The sequence below is a fragment of the Candidatus Rickettsia tasmaniensis genome, from assembly GCF_036857515.1.
Taxonomy (GTDB): Bacteria; Pseudomonadota; Alphaproteobacteria; order Rickettsiales; family Rickettsiaceae; genus Rickettsia; species Rickettsia rickettsii.
Genome location: NZ_JAQCNX010000006.1, coordinates 13,212 through 29,913 on the forward strand (window position 1 = coordinate 13,212; position 16,702 = coordinate 29,913).

The window sequence follows — 16,702 nt, forward strand, 5'->3', positions numbered from 1 at the left end:
TTTTTGAAAACTATTATTATCTAGTTTTCCTTTTAAAGAAAAATTAGCTAAATTTTTTGCATGTAATTTATTTTCTTCTGATAATTCTTCTTCGTTGTACTTATAAGATTCTTTAATCACTATTTCAGTTACTTGATTTACTAATTCTTTAAATCATTTTTAGTTATCTGCTGAAAATCATTTAATGTATTTTCTTTAAGAATTTTTTGAAATTTTTCAGTTTTTTCCAGTAAGTGTGCATTACTGAAAATATATAATGAGTCTCTTCCAGATTTATTTAAAATTTGAAAAAATTCAAATGTTTTGGAAGACAATTTTTGTGGTAAATTAAATTGAAAACTCAATTCTATTGTTTCTTTTGTATCATAATTAACAGTTTTTAACTAACTTTTCATATCTTCTAAATTTCCAAAGTAAGTAGATAATTTTTTAGCCATTTCTAAAGAATCTAAACCGCCATTCTCCGTATATAAGTCAGCGATTATTCGACAATATGGCAATACTTCCTTACATAGTTCTTTACTAATAAGATTTTTTTAAGGCGTGTATGTGTACTTAAATATTGCTTATGTATTTTTTCAAAAACATCATTAGTATTTAATTGATCAAAATTATTTTCTAATAATTCTTTTAATGTATCACTAGCTTTCGCTAGTTTTTTGTTTAATTGTTCTAAGCATTTCTTCGGATCTTTTTTATCTATCCATTCTTCGGTAGTTAATAAATTATAAATTTTTTCAATACTATTAAATGTAACTTTCATTAATTTCTTCTTTTATAATTATTCTACAGAAGACCATAAAACATGGTAATTTTTAGAAAATAGCAAGGATTAGATTAATTTTTCTTAACGAAATCAAGGGATGAGTGTTAAGGATAATTTAGAAATACATCAAATAGCAAATTATATAGAGTAACTTGCTATTTATATTAGATCACACCAAATATTGCTTTAAATATCTACCGGTATGGCTTTCCTCACAGGCAGCGATGTCGGCAGGGGTGCCACATACAACTATCTTACCACCTTTGTCGCCACCTTCAGGACCGACGTCAATAATATAATCTGCAGTTTTTATAACATCTAAATTATGCTCGATAACTAAAACGGTATTGCCCATATTAACAAGTTTATGTAACACTTTTAACAATTTATTAATATCGTCGATATGTAATCCCGTAGTCGGTTCATCAAGTATATAAAGCGTTTTACCGGTTGAACGTCTTGATAATTCTTTAGCAAGCTTAACGCGTTGTGCTTCACCACCTGAAAGAGTAGTAGCAGACTGACCGATTTTAATATAGCCTAGACCCACTTCATTTAAGGTAATTAATTTTTCATAGATTAACGGTATTTTTTCAAAAAACTGCATTGCATCTCCTACAGTCATCATCAAAATATCGGCAATAGATTTACCTTTATATTTTATTTCAAGCGTTTCTCTATTATATCTGTGACCGTTACAAATATCACACTTTACATATACGTCAGGTAGGAAATGCATCTCTATTTTTATTAGCCCGTCACCTTGGCATGCTTCACATCTACCGCCTTTAACATTAAACGAAAATCTGCCTACTTTATACCCTCTAGCTTTTGATTCAGGTAATTCTACAAACCAATCCCTAATATGGGTAAAGGCACCTGTATAAGTCGCAGGGTTTGAACGAGGAGTTCTACCTATCGGGGATTGATTAATATCGATAATTTTATCAATATATTCAAGTCCTTTTAACTCTCTATATTTGCCGGGAAATACTTTGCTAGTTGGCTCTAAATGCTTTAGAGCCGCTTTATATAGAGTATGAATCATCAAGCTTGATTTACCGCTTCCAGATACTCCCGTTATAGCGGTAAAAGTACCAAGCGGAATTTTGATATCAACATTATCTAAATTGTTGGAAATCGCCCCAAGTAATTCAATTGCCCTATTATCATGCCCTACTCTTGTTTCAGACGGCACTTTGATTGTTTGACGACCGCTTAGATACCTACCTGTGATACTTTCTTCAAAATTCTTTATTTCTTCAGCATTTCCTTCCGCAATAACACGACCGCCGTAAATACCGGCTCCCGGTCCTATATCAATAATATGGTCTGCTTCATATATTGTTTCTTCATCATGCTCGACTACCAAAACGGTATTACCCAAATCTCTAAGCCTTTTTAGTGTCTCAATTAATCTTGTATTATCTCGTTGATGAAGACCAATAGACGGCTCATCAAGTACATATAAAACACCGCTCAGTCCTGAACCTATTTGAGATGCAAGACGAATACGCTGACTTTCTCCCCCCGATAAAGTACCTGCTTCTCGTGATAACGTTAGATAATCAAGCCCGACATTCATAAGAAATTTTAATCTCTCGGTAATTTCTTTGAGTATACGCTCAGCAATAAATAATTGCTTTTTATTTAATTTTTCTTCTAAGTGACTAAACCATTTTTGCAAGGCTGCAATACTCATACCTGCTACTTCGCCTATATGAAAATTTGCTATTTTAACGCATAATGCTTCGTCTTTTAATCTAAACCCTGAACAAGCAGTACATTTATGCTCTGACTTAAATTTAGCTAGTTCTTCTTTAATTAAAACCGATTCTATAGTACGGTCCTTTTCTTGCAAACTTGGTATTATACCGGCAAAAGGTTGTTTTATTATTTGCGTTTTAGAACCATCGTGAAATTCAAACTTTATTGCCTCTTCTCCTGAACCTTCAAATAAAATATCCTTAACATTTTGTGATAAACTTACAAAAGGTACTTCAATAGAAAATTTATAATGATCGGCAAGAGCCTTTAATGTCTCTAGGATAAATTTAGAAGCTGTACTACCCCAAGGCACTATTGCACCGTCTTTAATAGAAATTCTTTGATCCGGAACTATTAAATCTCTATCAAAGAAAAACTCCTTACCTATCCCTTCACATTTAGGACATGCTCCAAAAGGGCTATTAAAAGAAAAGATTCGAGGCTCTATCTCAGTAAGCTGAAAACCCGATACCGGACAAGAATATTGCTCGGAAAAAGTAACACGCTGATTTTTTTCAAACTCGCTCTTAACAGCCGGCGGTAATTCTACAATTTCCAAATAAGTAATACCCTCGGCAAGATTTAACGAACTCTCTAAGCTATCTGCAAGTCTATTACCTAAACTTTCGTCTAGAACTATTCTATCAACGATCACTTCTATATTATGCTTCTTATTTTTATCAAGTTTCGGTAAATCATCAATTTCGCAAACTTCCCCGTTAACTATTAATTTCTGAAAGCCTTGCTTTTTCAGATTCATAATTTCACGCTTGAACTCACCCTTATGTCCTCTAACAATAGGAGCGAGTAAATATATTTTCGTACCCTTAGGTAGTTCGTTAATTATATCTACCATCTCGGAAACTGTTTGGCTATGTATCGGAAGACCGGTTGCCGGAGAGTAAGGAATACCCACCCTTGCATATAATAACCTAAGATAATCGTAAATTTCCGTTATAGTTCCAACCGTAGAACGTGGATTTTTGGAAGTAGTTTTTTGGTCAATTGCAATAGCAGGCGATAATCCGGAAATAGATTCTACATTAGGTTTATTTTGTAAATGTAAGAATTGCCTTGCATATGAAGATAAACTTTCAACATATCGCCTTTGACCTTCTGCATAAATAGTATCAAACGCTAAAGAAGACTTGCCTGAACCGCTAAGACCGGTGATAACAACAAATTTATTCCTTGGAATATTAACATTTATATTTTTTAGATTATGCTCTTTAGCACCGCATACCTTAATATATTCTTGGTTCATAATCACTTCACTACAAAATTTTTGAGATATTTTTTAAAAAACCTGTAGTATTATAGGCTCTTTTATTTTATTATTGCAATACTAATATTTTAAAGTAGGTAGTAATCTATGGCAGGTAGTTTAAATAAAGTAATATTAATAGGTAATGTAGGGCGTGATCCGGAAATGAGAACTACGGGCGAAGGGAAAAAAATCATTAATCTTTCCTTAGCAACAACCGAAACTTGGAAAGATCGCATTACCAGCGAACGAAAAGAACGAACTGAATGGCATAGAGTAGTGATATTTAGTGAAGGGTTAGTATCTGTTGTAGAACGCTATGTCACAAAAGGTAGCAAATTATATATTGAAGGTTCATTGCAAACCCGTAAGTGGAATGATAATTCAGGTCAAGAAAAATATACCACGGAAGTTGTGTTACAAAACTTTAATTCACAATTAATATTATTAGATAGTAAAAACTCTAATAATCATACTCAAGATTCAGGGCATAGCGAATATAAACATCCTGAAACTAAAAATCATTCCTTTGACCATAGCGACTTAGACGACGAAATACCGTTTTAATCAAAATTGTTATGAAAAATTTTATTTGGGCAATAATATTTTTAATACCAATATTTCTTTCAGGGTGTTCTACTACTCATGATGTAGCTAGCAGGGTAAAGCATTCGCAAGATATAGCAACTCAAAATAACTTTCAGATGAGGCTAGTAAACGGTGGTGATTTTACTCTTACGACTTATCAGCGTATTACCGACCGTAATCTACCTTTTGTATTCTATATTGAGGGAGATGGACATCTTGCGGATGGATCTGCTAATTCCGACAACCCTACTCCCGTTAATCCGATGCTCTTAAAGCTTGCTACAATGGATAAAAGACCGAATATTGTTTATATAGCAAGACCTTGCCAATATACTCCTTTAGAAATGAACTCAAAATGCATTAGCGATTATTGGTTAGATAAAAGAATGGGGCAGGAAGTCGTAGATTCAATTAACAATGTCATAAATATTATCAATAACGGACAAAAATTTAGCTTAGTCGGCTTCTCCGGTGGCGGCGGGCTTACAATATTAATTGCCGCTCAAAATAATAATGTTAAAGATGTTATAACGATTGCTGGTAATTTAGATACTAAAAAGTTTGATAAATATCATAATTATCGTGGTTACTTAGTTAAATCCTTAAACCCGATAAATTATGCAAGACAGGTTAATAATATCCCTCAATTACATCTCTCCTGTATGGATGACAAAAGAGTCCCGCCTTTCATAGCAGCACTTTACGTAAAAACAAGTAACTCACCGTGTGTAAAAAAGCAAACTTTTCCTAATATTTCTCATGCAAAAGGTTGGGATAAAGTTTGGTCTAATATATTAGATATTCCTCTGATTTGTAATTAGGCATTAGGAAATATTATTAATTTATATTCAAGCACTTATCATGGCTTTTGCCCTTAATGTTATGCCGGCTGTATCAAATTGTTTTAGACATTTCCAATCTTTAAACGCTTTATTTCCGTAACATTTACATATGCTGTATCAGCTGCTTGTATGTATGTTATTAGCTCTTTTGGTTTTCCTCATTTAATAAAAACCTTTGGAAACTAGGGAGTATTAATTATTATGATTCCAACAAGTATTGGATTTGGTATATTTCATTTTGAAAAATTGGAGAAAGAAAGTGGAAATTATCCGACAAAATCTTTTGCTCCTTCTCCGGTGATGTCTGCTTAATTGATAAATATTTATAGCAGGTTTCCTGTAATATCTCTTAGTTTAAGACACTCAGCAAAAATTATAAAATTGCGTATTATTAGAGAATTAAAGAAAACAATCAGAAGTTTTAATAATTATAATCTATAATATTGCCGACGTTTCACTAAGCCTTGCAGCTTAAGACCGCCTTTAGCACACATCCATCGCAGTAACTCGTTAGCAGCGTTTGCATATTCACCTCGGTTTAGCTTTTGCCGCAATGTTGATGCTTGAAATGCCCCAGCCCCACAGTTGAAAATAAACGAGATTAAGGCGGCTTGTTGGTTTTCGGTTAATGGCACACCCTAGTGGACGATTATCGATACATTTACCAGCTTCGAGTAATTATTATTTATCTTTCTACAGATCCTCGCTTGCTTTTTTGCGATATATTCTTGGGAGTAGTGGGAGTAGTAATAGAATGAGGAAGGGGAGATTTATGTTTGTTAATAGTAGCCCTTATGCGTTCTAGTGTTTGTTTAGTATTTTTATTAGCATGTGTTATAGCATCCATATAAAAATACCTACTTCTTTCTGTTCTTTTTTGAAAGCTTCTTTATTTCCTATGTTAGCCAAAGCTTTAAAACTATGTTTTATAACTTGTCCAATATTTTTAAAAACATGCGAATTATCTTTTTTAGCTGTTTCTTTGCACCATATATCTAGATTCTCTAATTCTTTTTTGATTTCTTGAGAAATTGCTTTTTTGTTTTCAGGATTTTCCTTCCCTTTTTCATAAGTATTAATAATCTTTTCTAATTTTTCTTTAAACTCTTTTTCGTTATTACTCGGTTTTAAATTAAGCATTACACCAGAATGATCTGATGATAGTTCTTTGAGGGTATTAATAATCATTTCTTCTTTTAATCCATTATTAGCTCCATTAAGCAAATTTTCATATTTATGTCTACATATGGAGCTATACTTGTGATATCATGATTATTAAATATTAGTTAACACAAAAGAAATTAAAGCTTTAATTAATAAACTTGAGAAATATTTTTAATATTTCGTTTTATAAGGTGATAAATTTTCTATTTAGAAGAAAGAGAAAAGCTGCTTAGTTTAGAGACTTGGTGAAAGACAATTAATATTCAGTTAAACAGTCAAAAGCTTGATTTTATGCTGCATCTGCGGTTTGATACGTTTGTAGAAATACCGAAAAATGAAGAATGGCGCACCCTAAAGGATTCGAACCTCTGACCCACAGATTAGAAATCTGTTGCTCTATCCAGCTGAGCTAAGGGTGCTAAACATTTATGGTAAACGTTATATCAGTTTAAGCAAAGTTTTTCAAGGATTCTTTTTTTATTAAAAATAATAAGCAAATATGATAAAAAATATTAATGGATAAATTCTACAATTACAATTCTTCTTCACATCAGGCTTTACTTAGTTTTAAAGTAAAGCCTAATTCTAAACAAAATCTAATTAGCAATTTTGTAATTATTAATAATATCCCATATCTAAAATTATCTATAAAAGCAATACCGGAACAAGGTAAAGCGAATGAAGAAATCATAAATTATTTAGCAAAAGAATGGAAATTATCACGTAGTAATATCGCAATTATTAAAGGTCATACTCATAGCTTAAAAACGATATTGATAAAAAATATTAATGAAGACTATTTAAATTTGATTATTAATTCCTATATTAAATAAGGCGCAGTTGTTGCTAGACTTCCAATGTCATTCCTGCATAAGCGGGAATCCAGTTTATATTTATTATTCTAGATTCCTGCTTCCACAGGAATGACATAAGCAGTCATATGACGAAAAAATAATTTATTAACTGGAATAATTATGACACAAGAAAAAAAGAAATTTGATGCTGAGGTTGGCAAGATTTTAAATTTAATGATTCACTCTCTTTATAGTAATAAAGAGATTTTTATGAGGGAGTTAATTTCCAATGCTTCGGATGCTTGTGATAAATTACGTTATTTATCTCAAAGTAATAGTGAATTAGTAGCTGGCGATAGCAATTTTAAAATTACGGTTAAAGTCGATAAAGATAACGGACAAATCATTATCAGTGATAACGGCATCGGCATGAATAAAGACGATTTAATTGAAAATCTCGGTACTATTGCAAGATCGGGTACGGCAAATTTTCTTAAAAGCCTATCCGGTGATTCTAAAAAAGACAATATGCTAATCGGTCAATTTGGTGTTGGATTTTATTCAAGCTTTATGGTAGCCGATAAAGTGACTGTAACCTCAAGAAAAGCTGGGGAAGATAAAGTCCATATTTGGGAATCAGACGGACTTGGTGAATATACTGTCTCAGATTCAGATAAAGAGTTCACAAGAGGCACGGAAATCGTTTTACATATCAAAAAGGAAGAAGATACATTCCTTGATCATTTTAGATTAAAACACATCGTTAAAAGCTATTCTGATCACATAGCAGTACCGATATATTTCTTTGATGAAGCTGGTAATAATGAAATCCAGCTTAATTCAGCTTCTGCATTATGGACAAGACCGAAATCGGAAATTACGGAAGAACAATATAAAGAATTCTACAAAAGCCTATCTTATGCCGTTGATGACCCTTGGATAACTATGCATAATAAAAACGAGGGAGCTATAGAATTTACTAACCTACTTTTTATTCCATCAAGCAAAACATTTGATTTATTCCACCCTGATCGCAAAAGGCGAGTAAAATTATATATAAAAAGAGTATTTATATCTGATGAGAATATAGATTTAATCCCGTCATATTTAAGATTTTTACGAGGCGTGGTTGATTCAGAAGATTTACCACTAAATATTAGCCGTGAATCACTGCAGCATAATAGCGTACTTGAGAAAATCAAAAATGCTATTACAAAAAGAGTGCTTGGCGAGCTTAGAAAAAAGAAAGAGGAATCACCTGAAGAATATAATAAGTTTTGGGCTAATTTCAGCGGTGCTTTAAAAGAGGGTTTATGTGAGGCTACTACCGACCATGAAAAATTATTAGAGGTATGCATATTCAGAAGTGCCTTGCATAATAAAATGATCAGCCTTGACGAATATATAGTGAATTTTAAAGAAGGGCAGAGTACTATATATTATTTAAGCGGTGATAACCCCGATAAATTACTTTCAAGCCCACAAATCGAAGGGTTGTTAAGTAAAAAAATCGATGTATTACTTTTTACCGATACAGTGGATGATTTTTGGGTAAATGTTAATAGCAAATATAAAGAATATGTTATTAAATCAGCGACAAGATGCGATATCGATGTAGAACAAACTACTTCACAATCTGAGGAGAAAAATACAGATAGTAAAAAATCCGATGATGAATATAAATTGCTAACAGATTATTTTAAAGAGACACTAGGGGAGTTGGTAAAAGAAGTTAAGATCTCTAAAAAACTTACTTCAAGTCCTGCTTGTCTTGCCGTTAGCGACGCTGCTATGGATATTCGTATGGAGAGATTTTTGATTGAGCAGAAACAAATAGCTAATGCCTCAGCTAAAAATCTAGAGTTAAACCCTAAAAATAAAATCATAGGGAAAATCTTTAACGACTTAAAAACAAATAATAAAAATAATGAAGCATTGGTTAATCTAATATTTGATCAAGCCTGTATTTTAGAGGGTGAACCGGTTGCTGATACAGGTGCATTTTCAAAGAGATTAAACGATATTGTACAAAAAGCCATATTATAACTTTAAACTTTTTTAATTTTAATGTAGAATAGTTGCAAACGTGAGTTTGGAAGTGTTGTTCTGTTCGATGTCATTCCCGCGTAGGCGGGAATCTAGAAAGAACATTCAAAACATCTGATTATAGAATTTTATAATTAATAAAATGGATTCCCGCCTACGCGGGAATGACATCGAGAAAATGTCTTATTACGATATTATATTTAGCAAACATATAGATAAGATCAAAAGCGAAGGAAGATATCGAGAATTTAAGGCCTTAAAAAGACAAGCCGATAATTTTCCTTTTGCAGAACACGCTAATAAACAAATAGTTATGTGGTGCATTAATGACTATTTGGGTATGAGTAAACATGCAAAAGTAATGCACGCTTCTATAGATACCTTGCTAAAATATGGTGTTGGATCAGGTGGAACGCGCAATATCGGCGGTAATAATATCGCCATTCTTGAGCTTGAAAAAGAACTTGCAAATTTACATAAAAAGCAAGCAGCTTTAGTTTTTACATCCGGTTTTGTTGCAAATGATACAACGCTTGCAAGTCTTGCTAAAATCATGCCGGATATAGTATTTTTCTCCGATGAGCTAAATCATGCATCAATAATTGCAGGGATTACAAGTTCAAGAGCCGAGAAATATATATATAGACATTTAGACGTTAAGCATCTAGAAGAGCTTTTACAATCAGTCGATATTAATAGACCGAAAATTATTGTTTTTGAATCGGCTTACTCTATGGACGGTTTTTTCTCACCTATCAAAGATATAATCAACTTAGCCAAAAAATATAATGCTTTAACCTTTATCGATGAAGTTCATACGGTCGGTTTATACGGTAAACAGGGTGGCGGTATTGCCGAGCTTCTTAATTGTAGTGATCAAATCGATATTATTCAAGGGACACTTGCCAAAGCATATGGTACTATCGGCGGTTATATCACTAGCAACCATAATTTAGTCGACGCTATAAGACTAACCGCTCCAGGGTTTATTTTCACTACTTCATTGCCGCCGGTAATTTCTACCGCTGCAACGCATAGTATTAGACATCTTAAAGAATCGAATGAAGAACGAATAAAACATCAAGAAGTAGTTACAAAACTTAAAAATTCTTTTGAACGCTTTAATATACCTTATTTGAAAAATGAAAGTCATATAGTGCCGATAATTATTGGTGATCCGATTAAAACGGCGAAAGCCTCAAATATGCTCCTTAATGAATACGGTATTTACGTTCAACATATCAATTTTCCAACCGTACCGAGAGGTACGGAACGCCTCCGAATCATCCCAACCCCTGCCCATACCGACAAAATGATTAATGATTTATCTGTAGCTTTAGTGCAGATATTTGCCGAACTTGATATAGAATTATCTTCTGCTAAAGAACTTAACGAAGAAGTACGCTTAAATCTTATCGCTTAACGCCATTGTGAGGAAAATTACACAGTAATTGACGAAGCAGTCTAATAAAAAATGCTCTTAATGTCATTCCTGCGTGGCATTGTTGCGTGGATCGGTTTTCCGTCATTGCGAGAAGAATTACGTAGTAATGCGACGAAGCAATCCAGTAAAAAATTCTGTAAATCAGAATTTTTTTAATTATTTTTTTGGATTGCCACGTTGCTTCGCGCCTTGCAATGACGATTTGGCCTTCACACAACAATACTTTCAGTTGTTTAGCCCATAATGATATCTATCTCTGGGTTAACAATACCACAAATCTTATACCCAATTTATTTACTTGCTTTTGCTTCTAAATCATCTAGTTTATTGAAATATACTCTAAAAAAAGTAAGATATAACCCTTTAAATTCTTTTTAAAAAATAGTTGTATTTTTATACCACTATAATATTAATTTTTTATTTCTATATAATTAATTTGTTTACTTTGAAGAATTTATAATTTATTTTTTCTGCAAAATTTTAATACAAAGCTGTAATTATTGAGCTTTTAAAGTTAACTCAGATAAAGAACAAACGAGCAATAACAAAAAAGAAAAAAGTACTTCTACAAAATCAACTACGGTTAGTTGCTTAGCTCATGACAATATCCATCTTTAATTTAGCAATGTCTAAAAAATAAAGTAATATGAATTTTAACTTAATATAATTACCGAATATGTCTTTTTTTGACCGCAAAACTGCAATTATTAAACTCTTAAAACTCATGCCGGCGAAGAGTTTACTGCTTCTAAAATAGCAACCTGGCTAGTTGATACTTATCCTGAAGAAGCAAAGAAAAAAGAGGAAGCAAGCAATGATAAACGATTACTTAATGCTAAAAGCAAAGTAAGAAAGAGAAAAATTATTATCATGATTTATAGAAATGAATTGAATAAGCTATTGAATACTATACAAAAAATAGAACCGAACATTAAGATAATAAAAAAGGGCTTTTGACTAAATATTGTTATGTTAATAATACTAATAGAGCGGTTAATTATAATGAGGTATATTATAATAAAAAATTTGACCGTAAAAATGCAGTTATTGAGTTCCTTAAAGCTCATCCAGGGAAAGAATTTAGTAATGCTCAAATAGCCACATGGATTTGTTAATACTTAACCTGACAAAACAAAACGAAAAGTACAAACAAGCAACGACAAACGATTACTTAGCACTAAGAATAAAGTAGCAGAAAAAAAATTATCATAATGATTTATAGACACGAATTAAACAGGTTATTACGTACTATATCAAACATCGAACCGAACATTAATACAATAAAAAAGGGAAATCGGGCTAAATATTGTTATATTAATAATACCGATAAGATATTTGATATATCCAAAATTATTAAAGCCCTTGAAAATTATAAGAAGCAGGAGCTTACTGCTATGGAAATGGCTTAATTGCTGTTAAGTGCTAACGCGAAATAGTTAGTGATTGCAAAAATAGACGACTATATGCCAGCAAAGGTGAGTTCTGCGAAACTCACAGTTAGCAGTGCCTAATCCTAATGGGATTTTACAAAAACTATTGCATATTTCAGCTCTTTAGTTTATTTTGATTAGCAAACTATAATACAGAATTAATGGATTATTAAAATGGGAATTACCGTATTAAAAAACGAAGGATTGGATTTTTATGCAAGAATTTCTACTCCTTTAAGTGAAATAGATGACGATATTCAAAAAGAATTACTTGATTTAACCAAAAAAGTTAAAATAGCAGGTTTTAGAGCCGGTAAAGTACCAGTTTCAATTGTTAAGAAAAAATACGGTACTTCCGTCAGGAATGATATAATAGGAAGAAGAATTAACCATTCAGTAAATCATGTTATTAAAGAGCATAATCTAAATATAATCGGTAGACCCAAAATTGAAGAATTACAAAACGAATCCGATAAAGCTTTAGAATTTACTGTAAAAATAGAGCTATTACCTAAAATTACTATTCCGGATTTAAAAAAAATCTCACTAGATCGTCCAAAATTAGAAGTAAACTCTAAAGATGTTGAAGAACAACTAGAAAAACTTGCCGCATTAACAAAAAATTATACTAAAGAAAGTAAAGCAAAAATAAAAGACGGAGATCAGGTTACTATTGATGCAATTGGGTACATCAAGGAGAAAGCTTTTGAGGACGGTAAATTAAATGATTTTAAGGTAATAATAGGTAGTAATGCACTTATTCCCGGTTTTGAGAAACAATTAATAGGTTCTAAAACAGGTAGTAACGTAGATGTTAATGTTACTTTTCCTGAAAATTACCATGCTAAAGATTTAGCAGGTAAGGATGCTCGTTTTGTAGTACAAATTAAAGCAGTACATACTGCAGAACCTACCGTTATCGATGACGAATTTGCTAAAAAATTCCAAAGTAATAGCCTTGAAGAATTGCGTACACATTTTACTAAACAAATAGAAAATGAGTCGGAAGAAGCTATTAATACTATAATGAAAATGAACTTATTTGATAAGTTAGAAAAATTGTTAGATTTTGATGTACCGGAATCTTTATTAGAGCAAGAAAAAAATATTCTAAAGTCTGAAACCGATAAAAATGAACAAGATGAATCATTATTGAAAGATAAATCCTCTAAAGAAATAACAGCATATTATAATAAATTAGCCCTACGCCGTGTGCGAATAGGCTTATTACTTGCTGAATATGCAAAATCTAAAAATTTGCAATTAGAGCCTGATGATTTAAGAAAAGTTATTATGCAACAAGCACGTAATTTTCCTGGACAGGAAAATATGATATTTAATTTTTATAAAAAAAATCCTAGAGCAATTGAAGGACTTAAAGGTCCTGCCTTAGAAGATAAAGCTGTACAATATATATTTAATCACGAAATAAAGCTTAAAGAAAAGAAATATACTAAGGAAGAGCTAGAGAAATATCTAGAAGCAGAAGAGCAACGTATTACTTTAATTTAAAGTTTATTAATTGTCATTGCGAGGGGATATTATTGCGTGGATATCACAAGCGTCATTGCAAGCGAACGTTAGTGAGCGTGGCAATCTCAGGAATCCTCGCAATGACAATCCTCAGTATCCACGCAGGCAATACCTAGTAGTATTACTCCTGATTTTTTATAGTCTCTAAAGCAAGTTTAACTATTTTATTTACTCCAGCATTAGTGTAGGTAGAGATAGGGAAAACTTCTTTATTAGTAACTTTCTGCAACTTATTTATTTTTTCCTGTATTTCCTCATCTGTGAGAACATCGCATTTATTAAGACATATGATTTCGATTTTATTTTTTAGATAATCGGAATATGATTCAAGCTCAAGACGTACCGTATTATAATCTGCAACTACATCATTACTAGAGCCGTCTATTAAATGTATTAATACATTACATCTTTCTATATGCTTTAAGAATTTATCGCCAAGTCCGTGACCTTGATGAGCCCCCTCAATTAAGCCAGGAATATCGGCTATGACAAACTCTTCGTCATCAACATATACCACTCCAAGATTCGGCACTAAAGTAGTAAAGGGATAATCGGCAATTTTAGGCTTGGCTGCCGTTACAACGGATAAAAAAGTAGATTTACCGGCATTTGGAAGCCCCACAAACCCAACATCAGAGAGAAGTTTTAAACTTAAATGAATCCACATTTCTTCGGCAATTTTTCCTTCCGTACGCTTTCTTGGAGCTTGATTAACCGACGATTTGAAATGGCTGTTACCAAGACCGCCACTTCCTCCTTTAATTATTTCAAAGCTTTGATCATCCACAGTGAAATCATGCAATAATATATTGCCGTCCTCGGAAAAGATTTGAGTACCGATCGGAACATCAAGAACTAATGATTTTCCTGATTTACCGCTTCTATTTGAATCTTTACCGTTTTCGCCGTTTTCTGCGGTAAAATGCTGTTTATATCGATAATTTACTAGCGTATTAAGATGGTGATTACTCCTGAAAATAACACTACCGCCACGTCCACCATCACCACCGTCCGGTCCGCCTCTGTCAATAAATTTCTCACGATGGAAACTAACACAACCATTGCCGCCGTTCCCACCTTTTATATATATTTTAACTTCATCAATAAAATGCATATGATTTATATTTTCAACGTCATTGCGAGGAGCGAAGCGACGTGGCAATCTCATCAAATCTCTTGAGATTGCTACGCTCCTTACAGTTGCTTGCAATGACGACAATGTTTACCTCTCCCGAATACCCTTATACTCTCTATGTACATAACCGGTGTAAAGCTGTCTAGGTCTGCTGATTTTTTGTTCAGGGTCTTCGTGCATTTCTTTCCATTGTGCCATCCAGCCTACGGTTCTTGCTATTACAAAAAGTACCGTGAACATTTGCGACGGTATACCCATAGCTTTATAGCTAATACCCGAATAAAAATCAACATTTGGATATAATTTTCTCTCAATAAAATATTCATCTTTAAGAGCGATAGCTTCAAGTTCTATTGCTATTTGTAAGAGCGGATTGTTGTCTAGCTGCCCGAGTTCCTTTAATACTTCTTTGCACGTTTCTTTAAGTACTGCGGCACGCGGGTCATAGTTTTTATATACACGATGACCAAAACCCATTAACCTAAATGGATCATTTTTATCCTTAGCTTTAGCTATATATTTAGGAATATACTCAGAACTACCGATTTCTTTAAGCATATTTATTACCGCTTCATTAGCCCCGCCGTGAGCAGGTCCCCAAAGTGAGGCAATACCCGTGCTAATACAAGCAAAAGGGTTAGCTCCGGATGAGCCGGCAATTCGGACTGTTGAAGTAGAAGCATTCTGCTCATGATCGGCATGTAGGATAAATATCTTATTAAGAGCATTTTTTATTATTGGATTTACTTTATATTTCGTACAAGGCGTTGCAAACATCATATGCAGAAAATTTTCGGTAAAATCTAACGAATTATCAGGATAAATAAACGGTTGTCCTATAGAATATTTATAAGACATTGCGGCGATGGTGGGTATCTTAGCAATCATTCTAATAGCGGTAAGTTCGTAATCTGCTTCCTTAAAATTCAATAAATCAGGATAAAATGCCGAAAGAGAACCGACAGCCGCAAGCATAATAGCCATAGGATGAGAAGAGCTACAAAAGGTTTGAAATAAATAGTGTAATCTTTCATTCACTAATGAATGATGAGCAACCTGTTTAGTGAAATTATTATACTGCTCGCCACTTGGTAGTTCCCCATAAATCAGTAAATATGCCACTTCTAAAAAATCACTTTTCTCAGCTAAGTCTTGAATATCATATCCTCGATGCCGCAAGATTCCTTTATCACCGTCTATATAGGTGATAGTAGACTGACAAGAAGCAGTAGACATAAAACCCGGGTCGTAAGTAAAGCAATCAGCTTCCGCAGATACCCTACTTATATCGATTACATCCTCACCGATACTTGCTTTAAGTATAGGTAATTTAAATATTTTTCCTCTGATTTTTAATTCAGCAAATTCTGAATCATTATTATTTTCATTGGTCATATGGATATACCTTATTTTTATACATCAGCAAGTATAACCCTAATTTAATGAAATTAGAAATGAATTATGATTTATTAGGATTTAAAAATTTTCTTTGATATCTTGCTCAACTTGCAAGGTTAATGAAAATTTAAAACGCACATGCTTCTACTTTCAACTGCAAGCCTAAAGCGTTTAATAAAGATCCTATATTGTCGACACTTGGATTACCTACCTTTGCTAGGATAACATTCTATATATATGTTGTCTATTTATATGAGCTTCTTAGAGATTTTTGCTATACCTCCTCTTGCTATAATGGCTTTTTTTAAAGTAGCCATTATAGCTCATTATTATGAGCCACGAAATATTGCTCCAACGCTTCATTAATATACCCTACTAATATTTCCTCATTTTGTAATTTTTCTTTTAAATAATCTGTAAACTTTCCATATAACACCCTCAATTTCGTTTATAAACTTCTTCTATTATTTCTAAGGCTTTTTTAATATCTTTACCTAGTGTTTTGCATATTAAGCTTAACTAGAGATGATT

The 16,702-nt window shown here is 32.7% G+C and carries 16 protein-coding genes, 1 tRNA gene and 3 pseudogenes; 11 read left to right on the plus strand and 9 right to left on the minus strand.

Translation table 11 applies throughout. The features are described 5' to 3' along the window. Nucleotides 1-140: 140 nt before the first annotated feature. From O6R16_RS01830 to uvrA, 3 genes and pseudogenes are all read right to left on the minus strand, one after another. Nucleotides 141-437 (minus strand): annotated as a pseudogene (locus tag O6R16_RS01830) (hypothetical protein). A gap of 44 nt (nt 438-481) precedes the next feature. Beyond that, nucleotides 482-763: a hypothetical protein gene (locus O6R16_RS01835; RefSeq protein WP_499679764.1), complete on the minus strand. Its 282-nt coding sequence runs from the start codon at nt 761-763 to the stop codon at nt 482-484. A 172-nt stretch (nt 764-935) separates the two neighbouring features. Beyond that, entirely contained in the window at nt 936-3,797 is a 2,862-nt protein-coding gene (gene uvrA / locus O6R16_RS01840) for an excinuclease ABC subunit UvrA (protein WP_499679765.1), read from the minus strand. A gap of 108 nt (nt 3,798-3,905) precedes the next feature. Here uvrA and O6R16_RS01845 point away from each other — a divergent pair, with 108 nt between their 5' ends. From O6R16_RS01845 to O6R16_RS01855, 3 genes and pseudogenes are all read left to right on the plus strand, one after another. Further along, nucleotides 3,906-4,364: a single-stranded DNA-binding protein gene (locus tag O6R16_RS01845; protein WP_014014871.1), complete on the plus strand. Its 459-nt coding sequence runs from the start codon at nt 3,906-3,908 to the stop codon at nt 4,362-4,364. A gap of 11 nt (nt 4,365-4,375) precedes the next feature. Then, on the plus strand, nt 4,376-5,206 hold the full coding sequence (locus tag O6R16_RS01850) for an alpha/beta hydrolase (protein ID WP_499679766.1): 831 nt from the start codon (nt 4,376-4,378) through the stop codon (nt 5,204-5,206). Nucleotides 5,207-5,246: 40 nt separating this feature from the next. Then, nucleotides 5,247-5,539 (plus strand): annotated as a pseudogene (locus tag O6R16_RS01855) (hypothetical protein). A gap of 116 nt (nt 5,540-5,655) precedes the next feature. Here the strand turns inward: O6R16_RS01855 and O6R16_RS01860 are convergent. The 4 genes from O6R16_RS01860 to O6R16_RS01875 form a co-directional block, all read right to left on the minus strand. Next, a complete protein-coding gene (locus O6R16_RS01860) occupies nt 5,656-5,862 on the minus strand; it encodes a lysozyme (protein ID WP_499679767.1) in 207 nt (68 codons plus the stop codon). 50 nt (nt 5,863-5,912) lie between these two features. Beyond that, nucleotides 5,913-6,074: a hypothetical protein gene (locus tag O6R16_RS01865; protein ID WP_499679768.1), complete on the minus strand. Its 162-nt coding sequence runs from the start codon at nt 6,072-6,074 to the stop codon at nt 5,913-5,915. Further along, nucleotides 6,062-6,451 carry a hypothetical protein gene (locus O6R16_RS01870; protein WP_499679769.1) on the minus strand — a complete coding sequence of 130 codons (390 nt, stop codon included), beginning with the start codon at nt 6,449-6,451 and terminating at the stop codon, nt 6,062-6,064. Before O6R16_RS01870 ends, O6R16_RS01865 begins: the two co-directional genes overlap by 13 nt. A gap of 282 nt (nt 6,452-6,733) precedes the next feature. After that, nucleotides 6,734-6,810: transfer RNA gene (locus O6R16_RS01875), tRNA-Arg, on the minus strand. Between the two features lie 96 nt (nt 6,811-6,906). Between O6R16_RS01875 and O6R16_RS01880 the strand changes: the two genes are divergently transcribed. From O6R16_RS01880 to tig, 7 genes and pseudogenes are all read left to right on the plus strand, one after another. Next, on the plus strand, nt 6,907-7,224 hold the full coding sequence (locus tag O6R16_RS01880; RefSeq protein ID WP_499679770.1) for an A1G_07140 family DUF167 domain protein: 318 nt from the start codon (nt 6,907-6,909) through the stop codon (nt 7,222-7,224). Between the two features lie 141 nt (nt 7,225-7,365). Further along, nucleotides 7,366-9,231, plus strand: a complete 1,866-nt coding sequence (htpG, locus tag O6R16_RS01885; protein ID WP_499679771.1) for a molecular chaperone HtpG — start codon at nt 7,366-7,368, stop codon at nt 9,229-9,231. 178 nt (nt 9,232-9,409) lie between these two features. Beyond that, nucleotides 9,410-10,654, plus strand: a complete 1,245-nt coding sequence (gene hemA, locus O6R16_RS01890) for a 5-aminolevulinate synthase (RefSeq protein WP_499679772.1) — start codon at nt 9,410-9,412, stop codon at nt 10,652-10,654. 51 nt (nt 10,655-10,705) lie between these two features. Then, a complete protein-coding gene (locus O6R16_RS01895) occupies nt 10,706-10,831 on the plus strand; it encodes a hypothetical protein (RefSeq protein WP_499679773.1) in 126 nt (41 codons plus the stop codon). Between the two features lie 714 nt (nt 10,832-11,545). Continuing rightward, a pseudogene (locus O6R16_RS01900) lies at nt 11,546-11,867 on the plus strand (hypothetical protein). Nucleotides 11,868-11,886: 19 nt separating this feature from the next. After that, on the plus strand, nt 11,887-12,084 hold the full coding sequence (locus O6R16_RS01905; RefSeq protein WP_499679805.1) for a hypothetical protein: 198 nt from the start codon (nt 11,887-11,889) through the stop codon (nt 12,082-12,084). A 195-nt stretch (nt 12,085-12,279) separates the two neighbouring features. Further along, nucleotides 12,280-13,617: a trigger factor gene (gene tig, locus O6R16_RS01910; protein ID WP_499679774.1), complete on the plus strand. Its 1,338-nt coding sequence runs from the start codon at nt 12,280-12,282 to the stop codon at nt 13,615-13,617. Nucleotides 13,618-13,759: 142 nt separating this feature from the next. On the opposite strand, the gene obgE is transcribed toward tig, so the two are convergent. Together obgE and O6R16_RS01920 are read right to left on the minus strand one after the other, a co-directional pair. Further along, nucleotides 13,760-14,752, minus strand: coding sequence for a GTPase ObgE (gene obgE / locus O6R16_RS01915; protein WP_499679804.1), 993 nt, complete (start codon nt 14,750-14,752; stop codon nt 13,760-13,762). A 108-nt stretch (nt 14,753-14,860) separates the two neighbouring features. Beyond that, complete coding sequence (locus O6R16_RS01920; protein ID WP_499679775.1) at nt 14,861-16,168, minus strand: citrate synthase; 1,308 nt, start codon at nt 16,166-16,168, stop codon at nt 14,861-14,863. A gap of 240 nt (nt 16,169-16,408) precedes the next feature. Here O6R16_RS01920 and O6R16_RS01925 point away from each other — a divergent pair, with 240 nt between their 5' ends. Continuing rightward, nucleotides 16,409-16,537 carry a hypothetical protein gene (locus O6R16_RS01925; protein ID WP_499679806.1) on the plus strand — a complete coding sequence of 43 codons (129 nt, stop codon included), beginning with the start codon at nt 16,409-16,411 and terminating at the stop codon, nt 16,535-16,537. The last annotated feature ends 165 nt before the right edge of the window (nt 16,538-16,702 follow it).